The sequence below is a fragment of the Streptomyces sp. NPDC002588 genome, from assembly GCF_040295925.1.
GTDB lineage: Bacteria > Actinomycetota > Actinomycetes > Streptomycetales > Streptomycetaceae > Streptomyces.
Map to the genome: position 1 here is coordinate 93839 of NZ_JBEOWF010000009.1, position 13472 is coordinate 107310.

14 protein-coding genes are annotated in these 13472 nt (G+C 71.3%); 13 read left to right on the top strand and 1 reads right to left on the bottom strand.

What is annotated here, in order from left to right; genetic code table 11:
• From ABT057_RS12495 to ABT057_RS12535, 9 genes are all read left to right on the top strand, one after another.
• Entirely contained in the window at nucleotides 1-540 is a 540-nt protein-coding gene (locus ABT057_RS12495; RefSeq protein WP_352342865.1) for a carboxymuconolactone decarboxylase family protein, read from the top strand.
• A 172-nt stretch (nucleotides 541-712) separates the two neighbouring features.
• On the top strand, nucleotides 713-1624 hold the full coding sequence (locus tag ABT057_RS12500) for a LysR family transcriptional regulator (RefSeq protein ID WP_352342668.1): 912 nt from the start codon (nucleotides 713-715) through the stop codon (nucleotides 1622-1624).
• 97 nt (nucleotides 1625-1721) lie between these two features.
• Entirely contained in the window at nucleotides 1722-2642 is a 921-nt protein-coding gene (locus tag ABT057_RS12505; RefSeq protein WP_352342670.1) for a VOC family protein, read from the top strand.
• Nucleotides 2643-2664: 22 nt separating this feature from the next.
• Complete coding sequence (locus tag ABT057_RS12510) at nucleotides 2665-4113, top strand: NAD-dependent succinate-semialdehyde dehydrogenase (RefSeq protein ID WP_352342672.1); 1449 nt, start codon at nucleotides 2665-2667, stop codon at nucleotides 4111-4113.
• Nucleotides 4110-4883, top strand: coding sequence for a fumarylacetoacetate hydrolase family protein (locus ABT057_RS12515; RefSeq protein WP_352342674.1), 774 nt, complete (start codon nucleotides 4110-4112; stop codon nucleotides 4881-4883). The genes ABT057_RS12510 and ABT057_RS12515 overlap by 4 nt, the downstream gene beginning before the upstream one ends.
• Nucleotides 4880-5251, top strand: coding sequence for a VOC family protein (locus tag ABT057_RS12520; RefSeq protein ID WP_352342675.1), 372 nt, complete (start codon nucleotides 4880-4882; stop codon nucleotides 5249-5251). The genes ABT057_RS12515 and ABT057_RS12520 overlap by 4 nt, the downstream gene beginning before the upstream one ends.
• Before the next feature lie 26 nt (nucleotides 5252-5277).
• The gene (locus ABT057_RS12525) at nucleotides 5278-6063 is read left to right on the top strand and encodes an alpha/beta fold hydrolase (RefSeq protein ID WP_352342676.1); all 786 of its coding nucleotides are present in this window, start codon (nucleotides 5278-5280) and stop codon (nucleotides 6061-6063) included.
• Entirely contained in the window at nucleotides 6060-6536 is a 477-nt protein-coding gene (locus ABT057_RS12530; protein ID WP_352342677.1) for a GlcG/HbpS family heme-binding protein, read from the top strand. Before ABT057_RS12525 ends, ABT057_RS12530 begins: the two co-directional genes overlap by 4 nt.
• A 3-nt stretch (nucleotides 6537-6539) precedes the next feature.
• Nucleotides 6540-7544, top strand: a complete 1005-nt coding sequence (locus tag ABT057_RS12535; protein ID WP_352342678.1) for a methionine synthase II (cobalamin-independent)-like protein — start codon at nucleotides 6540-6542, stop codon at nucleotides 7542-7544.
• Between the two features lie 55 nt (nucleotides 7545-7599).
• Here the strand turns inward: ABT057_RS12535 and ABT057_RS12540 are convergent, their stop codons facing one another.
• Nucleotides 7600-7887 carry a putative quinol monooxygenase gene (locus ABT057_RS12540; protein ID WP_352342679.1) on the bottom strand — a complete coding sequence of 96 codons (288 nt, stop codon included), beginning with the start codon at nucleotides 7885-7887 and terminating at the stop codon, nucleotides 7600-7602.
• A gap of 177 nt (nucleotides 7888-8064) precedes the next feature.
• Between ABT057_RS12540 and ABT057_RS12545 the strand changes: the two genes are divergently transcribed.
• From ABT057_RS12545 to ABT057_RS12560, 4 genes are all read left to right on the top strand, one after another.
• The gene (locus ABT057_RS12545; protein ID WP_352342680.1) at nucleotides 8065-9513 is read left to right on the top strand and encodes an aldehyde dehydrogenase family protein; all 1449 of its coding nucleotides are present in this window, start codon (nucleotides 8065-8067) and stop codon (nucleotides 9511-9513) included.
• A gap of 26 nt (nucleotides 9514-9539) precedes the next feature.
• The gene (gene lhgD, locus ABT057_RS12550) at nucleotides 9540-10748 is read left to right on the top strand and encodes an L-2-hydroxyglutarate dehydrogenase (protein WP_352342681.1); all 1209 of its coding nucleotides are present in this window, start codon (nucleotides 9540-9542) and stop codon (nucleotides 10746-10748) included.
• A 135-nt stretch (nucleotides 10749-10883) separates the two neighbouring features.
• Nucleotides 10884-11744 carry an amidohydrolase family protein gene (locus ABT057_RS12555; protein ID WP_352342682.1) on the top strand — a complete coding sequence of 287 codons (861 nt, stop codon included), beginning with the start codon at nucleotides 10884-10886 and terminating at the stop codon, nucleotides 11742-11744.
• A gap of 12 nt (nucleotides 11745-11756) precedes the next feature.
• The gene (locus ABT057_RS12560) at nucleotides 11757-13466 is read left to right on the top strand and encodes a thiamine pyrophosphate-dependent enzyme (protein ID WP_352342683.1); all 1710 of its coding nucleotides are present in this window, start codon (nucleotides 11757-11759) and stop codon (nucleotides 13464-13466) included.
• Nucleotides 13467-13472 lie beyond the last annotated feature (6 nt).

The window sequence follows — 13472 nt, forward strand, 5'->3', positions numbered from 1 at the left end:
ATGGACGCGCGCCAGCAGGAGCTGGCCGCCCGGATCGCCGGCCGCCGCGGCGCCGTCCGCGGTCCCTTCCGGGTCTGGCTGCACAGCCCCGAGATGTGCGAGCGCGCGGAGTCCCTCGGCGCCTTCGCCCGCTTCGACTGCAGCCTCCCCGAACACCTGCGCGAGCTGACGCTGCTGATGGCCGCCCGCAACTGGGACGCGCAGTACTCCTGGAACGCGCATGTGCGGCAGGCGATCGAGGCCGGCATTCCCGAGGCCGCGGTGAAGGCCATCGCCGAGAAGCGCGAAGCCGTCTTCGACGACGAGGCCGACCAGGCGTTCTACCGGTTCTGCCGGGAGATCCTCGACGAGCACTTCGTCACCGACGAGACCTTCGCGGCCGCGCTGGCGCACTTCGGCCCCAAGGGACTCGTCGACACCATCGGCGCGCTCGGCAACTTCACCATGCTCGGCATGTGCCTGAACACCTTCCAGGTGGACCTCCAGGCCGACAGGGAGCCCCCCTTCCCGGACATCCGCGGCTACGGACGGGTGTCCTGACGCCGGTCCCGCGCGTCCGGGGCGTCATCAGGAGCCTGGGCCGGACTGCCTGGCGGCAAGAAGGTTGACAGAATTGCCGACATTCCTCTTGTGTTGATGACCAAGGACGACGCGGGTGAAGCACCCCGGCGATGCCCGAGGTGAGACGTACTGCACGAAGTGAGAAGGACGCATGGACCGCTTGCTGCTGATGCACAGCTTCGTGACCGTGGCACAGGCCGGAAGTTTCAACGGAGCCGCCAAGAAGCTGGGCTCCTCCGGATCACTGGTCTCACGGCATGTGGCGGAGCTGGAACGCCAGGTGGGGGTCCGCCTGGTCAACCGCACCGCCCGCTCGGTGAGCCTCACCGAGCCGGGGCAGCGGTACGCGGAGTTCGCCGCCCGCATCCTCGACGAGATCGAGGCCCAGGACGCGGCGCTCGCCGACTCCCACGACCGGGCGGAGGGCACACTCAGCATCATCTGTCCGAAATGGATAGGCAGTCTGGACCTCGGTGACGCCATCGCCGCGTTTTCCGCGGCGCATCCCAAAATCCAGGTCCGTTTCGAACTCGGCGGAATGTCCGACCGCACCTACGATTTCCTCGACAGCGGATTCGACGTGGCTTTCCATACCCGGGATCTGCGGGACTCCTCCGTCCGGCTGAAGAAGATCTCCTCGCTGCCGTTCGTGCTGTGCGCGTCCGAGGACTACGTCAGGCGCCAGGGCGCCCTCGACCACCCGAACGACATCGCCCACCGCGAATGCCTGGTGCACGTCAACGACCCGGTGTGGCGCATCGGCCACGGTCACGCCAGCACCCTGCACAAGATCCGCAACATCGCCTTCTCCTCCAACTCCTACCTGGCCCTGCAGAAGGCCGCGGTGCACGGCCGGGGCATCGCCCTGCTGCCGCAGCGCCCGGCCTACGACGACCTCGTCGCCGGACGGCTGCGGGTGCTGCTGCCGGAACTCGCCGTACCCGACCGGCCGCTGTACGCGATCTACGGCCCCGGGCAGGACACCCCGCGCAAGATCAGCGTGTTCCTGGACTTCCTCTCCGCGTGGTTCGCGCAGAACCCCATTCCCGCGATGCGGCCGTAACCGCAAGAAACGATTGCGCATTCGGGGGAGCTCGGGCCGTTGAGGCCCTCCCACGCCCGAACCTAGGCTCACCAGGCGACCCGGAAACGAGGAATCCATGGGAATCCAGAGAATCGAATCGGTCACCTACGGCATGGACGACCTCGACGCGTGCGTCCGGTTCTTCGACGACTTCGGACTGCTCCTGGTGGAGCGGACCGGGGAACACGCGGTGTTCGAGACGCTCACCGGGCAGACCCTGCACCTCGACACCGATCCGGGTCCCCTGCTGCCGCCGCCCGTCGAGGAGGGCCCCACACTGCGTGAGGTCGTCTGGGGCGTCGACACCGGCGAGGAACTCCGGCGGCTGGTGACCGCCGTGGCCCGTGAGCACCCGGTGCGCGAGAGCGCCGACGGGGTCTTCCACACCGTCGACCGCAGCGGATTCGGGGTGGGCCTCGCCCTCGCCCGGACGAAGAAGGCGGCCGTCGAGCCCCGGCCCGCCAACGCCCCGGGCAGCGTCAACCGCTGGAACACCGCGCTGGAGCCGCTCACCCGCGCGTACCCGCTGCGGATGTGCCATGTGGCGCTGAACATCGCCGTGGACGGCAAGGACGAGGCCGTCGCCTTCTACACCGGCCTGCTCGGCTTCCGCCCCACCGACGTCGTCGGGCCGATGGGCGTGTTCATGCAGGCCCCGGGCGACGACGACCAGCACACCCTGCTGCTCTGCCACCGCCCCGACCGCGTCGGCGTCAACCACATCGCCTACGAGGTGCCCGGCTTCGACGACGTCGTCGAGGGCGGCAACTTCATGATCGAGAGGGGCTGGCGGGAGGCCCGCCGGCTCGGCCGGCACACCGTCGGCTCCAACGTCTTCCGCTTCCTGCACGCCCCGTGCGGCGGCCGCGTCGAGTACGCCGCCGACATGGACCGGGTCGACGACTCCTACGAGACCCGCGTCCACGAGACGACCCCGCCGCACCACATCTGGGCCCTGCGCACCAATCGCGACCAGCAGGACGGCCCGGCCTCCTGAATTCCTGAGAGGGCACCCACCCATGACCACCGACCACGGCTACCCCGCCGTCCGCCTCCACATCGCGGGCGAGTGGTGCCAGGGCGGCACCGGCCGTACCGCCCCGATCGTGAACCCGGCCACCGAGGAGGTGATCGGAGAGGTACCCCTGGCCACCACCGCCGACCTGGACCGCGCGCTGGGAGCCGCCGCCGCGGGCTTCGAGGTGTGGCGCGCCACGCCGGTCGCCGAGCGCACCGCGATCCTGCACGCCGCCGCCGGCCTGCTGACCGAGCGCGCCGCCGAGGTCGGCCGGATCATGACCCTGGAGCAGGGCAAACCCCTCGCGGAGGCCGTCGGCGAGGCCCGCCGGGTCGCCGACACCCTGCGCTGGCACGCCGACGACGCCCGCCGCGCCTACGGCCGCATCATCCCCTCGGCGCCGGGCACGCTGCTCACGGTGCGCCGCGAGCCGGTCGGCCCGGTCGCGGCGTTCGTCCCGTGGAACTTCCCGGCGGGCGGCCCGATGCGCAAGATCTCCTCGGCGCTCTCGGCCGGCTGCTCGATCGTCATCAAGGCCTCGGAGGAGACCCCCGCCACGGCCGCCGCGCTCGTGAAGTGCTTCGTGGACGCGGGGCTCCCGGCCGGAGTGCTGAACCTCGTCTTCGGCGAGCCCGCCGAGGTCTCCGCCCACCTCATCGCCTCGCCGGTGATCCGGCTGGTCGCCTTCACCGGCTCGGTGCCCGTCGGCAAGCTGCTCGCGGCCCGGGCGGGCGAGGTCATGAAGCCCTCGCTGATGGAGCTGGGCGGCCACGCCCCGGTGATCGTCTGCGCGGACGCCGACCCCGTGAAGGCCGCGCGCAGGGCGGCGCGGGCGAAGTTCGTCAACGCCGGGCAGGTCTGCACCTCGCCGAGCCGCTTCCTGGTCCACCAGAGCCTGGTGGAGGAGTTCACCGCCGAGTTCGTACGGGCCGCCGAGGCGGTCGTCGTCGGCGACGGACTAGCCGAGGGCACCACCATGGGCCCGCTCGCCAACGAGCGCCGGCTGAAGTCCCTGGAACGGCTCACCGCCGACGCCGTCGCGCGCGGCGCGAAGGTCCTCACCGGCGGGGAACGGCCGGACCGCCCCGGCTACTTCTTCACGCCGACGGTCCTGACCGACGTACCCGAGGACGCGGAACTGCTGACCGAGGAGCCGTTCGGGCCGATCGCGCCGATCGTGCCCTTCACCGACCTCGACGAGGCCCTCGCCGTCGCCAACGCGCTGCCGTACGGGCTGGCCGCCTACGGCTTCACCGACTCCGCCGCGACCGCCGAGAAACTGTCGGCCCGCCTGGAGGCCGGGATCCTGTCGATCAACCACTGCGGCGGCTCCGTGCACGAGGCGCCCTCCGGCGGCGTCAAGGACAGCGGCTACGGCCGGGAGGGCGGGCCCGAGGCGCTGGACGCCTACCTGGTCACCAAGCGCGTCTCCCACCTGCTGGCGCCATGAGGTACGCGCGTGTCTCGGCCGGCGGCCGGGCGATGTGGGGACGGGTGGGGGAGTCCGAGGTCGAGCTGCTGTCCGGCTCGCCGATCGAGGGGGATCCGCAGGTCGTCGGCAGCGTACGGCGCGACACGGCCGTCTGGCTGCCGCCGGTCGTGCCGCCCGTCTTCTACGCCGTCGGCTTCAACTACCCGCGCCACATCGAGCATGCCGGTGCGGCGGTCCCGGACCGGCCCGAGGCCGGCTACCGCGCCAACAACGCCCTCACCGGCCACCTCTCGCCGATCGTCAGACCGGCGGACGTGGAGGGACGGTTCGAGGCCGAACCCGAACTCGTCGCCGTCGTCGGCCGCACCCTCAGGCATGCCACACGTGAGGAGGCGGCCGAGGCGGTCTTCGGCTGGACCATCGGCAACGACGTCAGCGCCCGCACCTGGCAGCACCAGGACCGCTCGTTCTGGCGCAGCAAGAACAGCGACACCTTCAAGCCCATGGGGCCGTGGATCGAGACCGACGTCGACGCGCTGGCCCAGCGGACCACCTTGCGGGTCAACGGTGCGGAGCGTGCCTCGTTCCCCACCGGCGACATGGTCTTCGACCCCTTCGACCACCTCGTCGAGATCTCCCGGTACATCACCCTCAGCCCCGGTGACGTGCTGTGGATGGGCGCGGAGTCCACCTGCGGAATCGAACCGGGCGACACCGTGGAGGTCGAGATCAGCGGCATCGGTGTGCTGTCCAACCCCGTACACCTCGAAGGGAACCACCACTCATGAGCGCGGAACCCCGCTACATCCACCACGTCAACTTCCCCACCACCGACCCCGATCGCACGGCCGCCTGGTACACCAAGGTCTTCGGGATGAAGCGCATCACGCCCAAGTCCAACACCCGGGTGGTGCTGATGACCCGCGGCAACTTCGACCTGCACTTCACCCCGGTCGAGGAGATGGAGCGCATGGCGCCCTACCACTTCGCCGTGGAGGTCGACGACTGGGACGACTTCCTCGACCACCTCAGGGAGCTGGGCATCCGGCACACCCGGCCGATCCAACGCCCCGAGAACCAGTCGAAGTTCTGCTACATCCACGACCCCGACCACACCATGATCGAGCTGGTCCACCACGCCAGGCGCCCCGACTGACCGCTGTCGCTGAGGAGTTCACCCCCATGCCCATTGCCGACTCCGACGGCACCTCCATCTACTACGAGCGCCACGGCACCGGTCCGGCGATCCTCTTCGTGCACGGCAGCGGCGGTCACCACGCCGCCTGGTGGCAGCAGGTCGCCGCGCTGCGCGAGGAGTTCACCGTCGTCACCCTCGATCTCCGCGGCTTTGGCAAGTCCGACTCTTCCATGCCGGAGTTCGACGGCCAGGACTTCCCCGGTGACGTCGTCGCCGTCCTCGACCAGGAGGACCTCACCGACGTCATGCTGGTGGGCCAGTCCATCGGCTCGGTGGCCGCCCTGCGGGCCGGTCTGCTGCGCCCCGAGCGGGTCTCCTCGGTCGTCCTCGGCCACTCCCTGGGCGGCATCAGCCATCCGGAACTGAAGGAGCTGGCCGCCGCCGACCGCGCCGAGGCCGTCAGACTTCCCGTCATCGACCGCCTGTTGACCCGGCGGTTCCAGCAGGAGCGGGCCGATCTCACCTTCCTGTTCCAGCAGATGGGCACGTTCAACGTCGCGAAGATGGCCGACCTGCGCAACCTCGACACCGACGGACCCTCCCTGGAGGGGATCCAGGCCTCGGGTGTCAGGGTCGCCTTCCTGGCGGGCGAGAAGGACGCCGTGCTGAGCGTCAGGACGGTCACCCGCGCCCACGAACTGCTCCCCGGCTCCCACCTGGAGATCGTCCCGGGCGCCCCGCACTCCATGTACTGGGAGACGCCGGCACCCTACAACGCCGCGATCGCCCACCTGCGCCGCACGCTCACCGCACCGAAGGACGCCGTATGACCAGCCTGACCCTGGCCGCCGCCGAGGAGATCATCGAGGCCGCCCACAAACGCGCCCAGGCCATCGGCAAGGCGGTGAGCGTGGCCGTCGTGGACGCCGGCGGCTTCCCCGTCGCCATCCGCCGCCCGGACGGGGCCCGCCCCCTCACCCCGGACATCGCCCGTGCCAAGGCGTACACCGCCGCCGTCATGCAGCGGCCCGGCAAGATGCTGAAGAAGTGGCAGGAGAGCCAGCCCGTCTTCTTCTCCCAGCTCTCCCAGCTGCCCGGCGCCGCCCTGCCGATCATGGCCGCCGAGGGCAGCGTCACCATCAAGAAGGACGGCGAGATCATCGGCGGCCTCGGCATCGCCGGCGGCACCGCCGACGAGGACCAGCGGATCGCCGACGAGGTCCTCGAATCCCTCGGCTACGAACTGGAGTTCGCCGCCTGGGGCGTCGCGGGCGGGCCGGCCGGCACCGGAAAGGACGCGTGACCCATGGCGGACACGTTCAACTACCGCATCGACCACCACGGCAGTCTGGTCCGCCCCGCCGGACTCGACACCCGTGATCCCGAGGCCGTGGCCGCGGCGGTCCGGGAGGCGGTGGCCTACCAGCGCAGGCTGCGCTCCACCGTCGTCACCGACGGCGACTTCCCGCGAGAGGACTTCCGCAGCGCCGTCCTGGACGGCGTCTCCGGGTTCCGCCGTACCGGGGAGACGGACGCGGACGGTCTGGTCCGCTGGGTCGCCGAGGCCCTTCCCAAGGCGAACGGCCCACTGCTCGCCGACTGGACGGCCCGGCTCGCCGAGCTCACGGTGATCGCGCCGAAGGCGTCGCTGCCCTCCCCGGCGTATCTCGCCGCGACCACCTTCCAGCCCGGCCAGGGCGTGTCCTCGGCCCGTGAACTGGGCGAGGCCCTGGCCGAGATCGTCCAGGCGGAGATCGAGCTGCTGGTGTCGAAGGGCGTCCGGCTCATCCAGCTCTCCAACCCGCTCCTGCTGGGCCAGCTGGGCACCGACCCGGCCGACCCGGGCGCGCTGTCCTTCGAGGACGCGCTCGCGGTCGACAGCCTGGCGGTACGGCTGGACGGGCGGCCCGAGGGCGTACGCATCGGCGTCGCGCCCGGATGGCGGGCCCCGGCGGCCGTGGACCGGGCCCGCGCCGAACGGCTCTACACCACGGTCGGCGCCGACCGCTGGATCCTGCCCCTCGACCAGGGCACCGGCGCCGAACTGGACCTGGTCAGGGCGCTCCCGGAGGACCGCGACGTGTGCCTGGGCGTGGCCGACGCGACCGTGCCCGGACCGGAGGACATCGACACGGTGATGGCCCGTATCGACGCGGTCGGCGAGTTCAAGGACCTGGAGGACGCGGCCGTCTCGCCGTCGCGCGGGTTCGCCGACGTGGCGTCGCGGCCGTTGCTGAGCGCGGAGGACCAGCGACGCAAGATCGTGCTGGTGGAGACCGTCGCCCGGTACGTCTGGGGCAACGAGTTCTGAGAGAAGGGGCCGGACACGCGTCCGGCCCCTTCCGTCACGTCACCGCACGTCGACGTCACAGCACCTCGGCGAAGGTGACCGAGCGGTCCGTCAGCAGCGGCCACACCGTGTCCACGATCAGCTCATGAAAGTGCTCGGCCGCCTTGTGCGCCTCGAACCCGGCCCGGTCCGTGTACCGCTCGTACAGCAGGAAGCCGCCGGGCTCCTCCGCCACGGCGTGCACCTCGTACCCCTCGTTGGCGGGTTCGGCGCGGGTGCGCGCGCGTGCCTCGAGCAGCGCGGCGCGCACGGTCGCCTCGTCGGCGGGGTCGCAGCGGTAGTGGGCGACGACTGCGTAGGCCATGTCCGTGTCTCCTTGTGTCCTCGGATCGGGTCCGCCCGGTGATTCCAGCACGGACCGGTCCGGCACCGGCCCGCGCGAGGCGCAACCAATGCCTGCTGTCACGGGGCTGGCGCCACCGCCCCGACGTGGTGTGTTGTCGCATTCCGCACTGTGCCCGACGAAGGAAGTGACCCCGACATGCGTACCGTGGAAACCCTCCTGGGCGGGGAGTGGGCGGCGAGCGCCGAGTGGATCGACGTGCTCGACCCCGCCGACGTCCGCAGCCCGATCGCCCGCGTCCCGGCCCTCACGGCCAAGGACGTGACCCGGGCCTACGACCACGCCGAGCGAGGGTTCGCACTCTGGCGGCGCACCAGCCCCTTCGAGCGGGCCAGGGTCTTCATCGACGCGGCCCGGCTGATCCGCGAGCGGGTCGACGAGATCGCCGCCGACGTCACCGCCGAGAACGGCAAGACCCTCGGGGAGGCGACCGGGGAGACCCTCAAGGCCGCCGACTTCCTGGAGTACTACGCCGGTCTCGCCCGCCAGGGCTACGGCACCCTCCTGCACGACGTACGCCCGCGGCACCGTACGCACACCCAGCGCGAGCCGATCGGGGTGATCCTGGTGATCAGCCCGTGGAACGACCCGCTGATCACCCCGGCCCGCAAGCTCGCCCCGCTGCTCGCGGCCGGGAACGCGGCCGTGTTCAAGCCGGCCACCGAGACACCGCTCGCGGGCCTGCACTTCGCGCGGGCCCTGCACGACGCGGGCCTGCCGCCCGGTGTGCTGAACGTCGTCACCGGGCGGACGACGGAGATCGAGGAGGCCCTCCTCGACGACCCGCGGATCGCCGGCATCACCTTCACCGGCTCCAACGCCGTCGGAGCCCGCATCCGCCGCCGGCTCGCCGACCGAAACGTCCGCTTCCAGGGGGAGCTGGGCGGCAAGAACGCCTCGGTCGTCCTGGCGGACGCCGATCTGCCGGCCGCCGCGAAGGCCGTCGTCGCGGCCTCGTTCGGGCAGGCGGGCCAGCGCTGCACCGCCACCAGCCGGGTGATCGTCGACCGGCCGGTGTACGAGGAGTTCACCCGGCTGCTGGTCGCCGAGGTGGAGGCGCTGCGGGTCGGCCCCGGCAGCGATCCGGCGACCACCCTGTGCCCGCTGTCGAGCCCGAAGCAGCGCGACAGCGTGCTCGCCGACCTGGCCGGGGCCGTCGAGCAGGGCGCCACCGTCCTCACCGGAGGCCGGGCCGACACCCGGGGCGAGCGGGCGAACGGCTGCTATGTGCAGCCCACCGTCCTCGGCGATGTCACGCCCGAGACGGCCGTCTGGCGCGAGGAGGTCTTCGGACCGGTGCTCGCGCTGCGCGCGGTGGACGGCTTCGACGCGGCCGTCGAAGCGGTCAACGACTCGGACTTCGGGCTCGCCGCCGCCGTCTTCACCCGCGACCTCGGCCGCGCGTACCGGTTCGCGGACGAGGCCGAGTGCGGGCAGGTCGCGGTGAACACGACCACCACCGGGTGGGACGTCCATCTGCCGTTCGGGGGCTTCCGCGACTCCGGGACCGGCTACAAGGAGCAGGGTGAGGAAGTCCTGCGGTTCTCCACGCGGGTCAAGACGGTCGCCGTGCACTTCGGTGACTGAGCACATGACGAGCAAGGAGCACGCCGATGACTGACGAGACGGTCGGCATCGTGGGCGCCGGCATCGTGGGCCTGGCCACGGCCCGCGAGATCGCGCTGAGCCGCCCCGGCACCCGGGTGGTGGTCCTCGACAAGGAGCCGGCGGTCTCCCTCCACCAGACCGGCCACAACTCGGGCGTCGTCCACGCCGGCATCTACTACACGCCCGGCAGCCTCAAGGCCGACCTGTGCGTGCGGGGGGTGGCCCTGCTGCGCGAGTACTGCCAGGACCGAGCGCTGCCGTACCGGGAGATCGGCAAGCTGGTCGTGGCCGTCCGCGAGGACGAACTGGGCCGGATGGACGCCCTCTACGAGCGGGCAGGGAACAACCACGTGCCCGACCTGCGGAGGATCCCCCGGGAGGAGATCCGGGAGCTGGAACCGCACGCCGGCGGGATCGCCGCCCTGCACTCCCCGCGGACCGCGATCACCGACTACCCGGCGATCGCCCGCGCCTTCGCCCAGGACGTCGTCGACTCCGGCGGCGAGGTCCGGCTCGGCTTCCCGGTCACCGGCGTCACCGAGGTGCCCGGCGGCATCGAGGTGACGTCGGGACAGGAGCGGGTCCGGGTCGACCGGCTGATCCTGTGCGCGGGTCTGCAGTCCGACACCGTGGCGCAACTCGCCCGGGACCGGAAGGAGCCGCGGATCGTGCCCTTCCGGGGCGAGTACATGCTGCTCAGACCGGAGCGCACGAACCTCGTGCGCGGCCTGATCTACCCGGTCCCGGACCCGCGCTACCCCTTCCTCGGCGTCCACTTCACGCCCCGTGTCGACGGTTCCGTCGAGGTCGGTCCGAACGCGGTGCTGGCCCTGGCCAGGGAGGGCTACACCCGGACCAGGGTCTCGCCCCGCGACCTCCTCGGCCTCGCCGCCTACCCCGGCACCTGGAGGATGGCCGCCCGGCACTGGCGCACCGGCGTCAGGGAGTACCGCGGCTCGTTCTCCACGGCCGCCTTCATGAAGGACGCCGGGCTGTACGTCCCCGGAGTCGGCGTCCGCGACGTCGTACGCGGCGGAGCCGGTGTGCGCGCCCAGGCCCTGGACCGCGACGGCACCCTGGTCGACGACTTCCGCATCCACCGGTCGGGCCGCGTCACCGCCGTCCGCAACGCCCCCTCGCCGGCGGCGACCGCCTCCATGGCGATCGCCGAGCACATCGCCGCAGCCGTGTTCGAGCCCGGTTCCACCACGTGAAACCGCCCTGCTCAACGCTCGATTTCACGCAACAACAGCTTGCGCTCCGGGGGGCTGCGCACGAAGTTCCGCCCGCCTAGCGTTCCCTCCGCAACGCCCCACCACGTGCCCTGCCGAGAGAGAGAAGTACGGGACATGTTCGTCGTCGACACACAGATCCACATCTGGCTGGAAGAGACCCCGGACCGGCCCTGGGTCCCCGGCGCCCGCGAGCGGATCCGGCTCAACGGCCACCGCGAGGACCCCTTCTCCTACGAGGAGGCACTCGAGCTGATGGACGAGGCCGGCGTGAACCGTGCGCTGATCCTGCCGCCGTCCTGGGAGGGCGACCGCATCGACTACGCCCTCGAGGCCTGCGAGGCGCATCCGGACCGCTTCGGCATCATGGCGCGCATCCCGCAGAACAAGCCCGAAGAGGGCAAGGCCATGCTCCAGGACTTCGCGCAGAACCCGCACGTCAAGGGCACGCGCCTGACCTTCCACCGGCCGATCGACCGCAACTGGATGATCGACGGCACCAACGACTGGTACTGGCCGGTCGCCGAGGAACTGCGCATCCCGACGATGGTCCACGCCCCGATCTGGAAGCGTGAGCTCGGCCAGATCGCCGAGAAGCACCCCGAGCTGAAGATCATCATCGACCACATGGGCATCATGGCCCGCTGCGTCGACGACGCGATCGGCTACTGGGTGTCGGAGACCGCCGACCTGGCCGTCCACCCCAACATCCATGTCAAGGTCTCCGCGCTCCCGGGCTACTCCACGCAGCCCTTCCCGAACAACAACATCCAGAAGTACGTGCGCGAGATGGTCGACAAGATGGGCCCGCAGCGCTGCTTCTACGGCACGGACATCACACGGCTGCTGGGCCACGGCATCACGTACACCGACACCATCGAGCAGTTCACCAAGCACTGGGACTTCACGCCCGAGGAGCTCGAGTGGATCATGGGCCGCGGTATCTCCGAGGTCCTGAACTGGCCGATCGAGGGCTGAGGACACCGAGAGATGACCGACAGCACCAACGCGCCCGGTGCCGACGGCGGTGATGCCTTCGTAGCCGCCTTCAACGCCGTCGGCGCCGACTACGTCTTCTGCTCCTCGGGCTCCGAGTGGGCCCCGGTGTGGGAGTCCCTCGCCCGCCGCCGTCGCGACGGCGAGCCCGCGCCCGGATATCTGGACCTGACCCACGAGACCGTCGCCGTCGGCATGGCCACCGGCTACGGACTGCTCAGGCGCCGCCCCCAGGGCGTGCTGCTGCACGCCGCCCCCGGACTGCTGCAGGGCTCGATGGCCGTGCACGGCGCGCTGCTCGCGGGCGTGCCGATGGTGGTCGCCTCCTCGGAGTCGACCACCTACGGCGACGCCCCCGGGCACGACCCGGGCGGCCAGTGGTACCGCAACCTGTCGATCGTGGGCGGCCCGCACGGCGTCGCCCAGCCCTTCACCAAGTGGTCCACCGAGGCGGCGAGCGTGCACACGCTGCCCACCATGATCACCCGGGCGGCAGAGCTGTCCTGGCGCGCCCCGGCCGGACCCGCGTACCTCAACGTCCCCCTCGAGATCCTCCTCCAGGAGTGGGACGGGCGGGAGGCCAGGCCGGTCGTCGCGCCGGGCTCCACACACAGCTCGCCCGAGGAGGTCGACCCGGTCGCGCAGCTGATCCGCGAGGCCGCCGACCCGGTGATCGTCACCGAGACGGCCGGCCGGGAGGCTGGCGGCTTCGAGGCCCTGGTCGCCTTCGCCGAGGCGTGGAACATCCCGGTCGTCGAGCCGGACTCGGCGGTGTGCGGCAACTTCCCGCGCACCCACCCGCTGCACGCCGGCAGCGACATCGGCCCCTGGATGGACACGGCGGACCTGATCCTGCTGGTCAACTGCCGTGCCCCCTTCTACCCGCCGTCCCGCCGCCCTTCGAAGGCGCGGGTCGTCGTCATCGACGAGGTACCGCAGCGTCCGCACGTCGTCTACCAGGTGCTGTTCGCCGACCGGTACCTGGAGGGCGACGTCGCCAACACCCTGCGCCAGCTGACCAAGCGGGCCAGGGATCTGGACGAGGGCGTCGTCACCGCGCGGCGCAAGGCCCAGGAGGCCCGGTTCGCCGGTGAGCAGGCCGCCCTGACGGAGGCCGAGGCCGAGGCGGGGCGGTCCGAGGGCATCGACCCCGTGCTGGTCGCCGCCACCCTGCGGGAGCTGCTCGACGGGCAGGACGCGATCGTCGTCGACGAGACCATCACCCACAGCCGGGTCGTCAAGCGTCATCTGCGGACCGCCGAGCCCGACTCGTACTTCTACGTGCAGGGCGGCCTCGGTCAGGGCATGGCGGTCGCCCTCGGCGTCAAACTCGCCGCACGGGAGCGGCCGGTGGTCCTCACCATCGGCGACGGCGCGTTCGCCTACAACCCGGTCGTCCCGTCGTACGACGCCTCCAGGGCGTACGAACTCCCGCTGCTGATCGTGGTGTTCAACAACCGCGTCTACAAGTCGATGAACCTCAACCACCGCCGCTTCTACCCCGACGGCGCGGCCGCCGAGACCGGCGAGTGGCTCGGCACCGATCTGCACCGGCTGCCCCGACTGGCCGCCTTCGCCGAGCCGTTCGGGATGCACACCGAGACCGTCGACACACCGGACGCGCTGGGGCCCGCGCTGCAGCGCGCCCTGAAGGCGGTGGCGGAGGGAACCACCGCCGTCGTCGACGTCCTCGTCACCCGCTGAACCAGG

Coding starts and splice junctions, on each gene's coding strand:
- ABT057_RS12500 (WP_352342668.1), top strand. CDS start 713: ATGGACCGCTTGCTGCTGATGCACAGCTTCGTGACCGTGGCACAGGCC.
- lhgD (WP_352342681.1), top strand. CDS start 9,540: ATGACTGACGAGACGGTCGGCATCGTGGGCGCCGGCATCGTGGGCCTG.
- ABT057_RS12510 (WP_352342672.1), top strand. CDS start 2,665: ATGACCACCGACCACGGCTACCCCGCCGTCCGCCTCCACATCGCGGGC.
- ABT057_RS12515 (WP_352342674.1), top strand. CDS start 4,110: ATGAGGTACGCGCGTGTCTCGGCCGGCGGCCGGGCGATGTGGGGACGG.
- ABT057_RS12495 (WP_352342865.1), top strand. CDS start 1: ATGGACGCGCGCCAGCAGGAGCTGGCCGCCCGGATCGCCGGCCGCCGC.
- ABT057_RS12520 (WP_352342675.1), top strand. CDS start 4,880: ATGAGCGCGGAACCCCGCTACATCCACCACGTCAACTTCCCCACCACC.
- ABT057_RS12525 (WP_352342676.1), top strand. CDS start 5,278: ATGCCCATTGCCGACTCCGACGGCACCTCCATCTACTACGAGCGCCAC.
- ABT057_RS12530 (WP_352342677.1), top strand. CDS start 6,060: ATGACCAGCCTGACCCTGGCCGCCGCCGAGGAGATCATCGAGGCCGCC.
- ABT057_RS12535 (WP_352342678.1), top strand. CDS start 6,540: ATGGCGGACACGTTCAACTACCGCATCGACCACCACGGCAGTCTGGTC.
- ABT057_RS12505 (WP_352342670.1), top strand. CDS start 1,722: ATGGGAATCCAGAGAATCGAATCGGTCACCTACGGCATGGACGACCTC.
- ABT057_RS12545 (WP_352342680.1), top strand. CDS start 8,065: ATGCGTACCGTGGAAACCCTCCTGGGCGGGGAGTGGGCGGCGAGCGCC.
- ABT057_RS12560 (WP_352342683.1), top strand. CDS start 11,757: ATGACCGACAGCACCAACGCGCCCGGTGCCGACGGCGGTGATGCCTTC.
- ABT057_RS12555 (WP_352342682.1), top strand. CDS start 10,884: ATGTTCGTCGTCGACACACAGATCCACATCTGGCTGGAAGAGACCCCG.
- ABT057_RS12540 (WP_352342679.1), bottom strand. CDS start 7,887: ATGGCCTACGCAGTCGTCGCCCACTACCGCTGCGACCCCGCCGACGAG.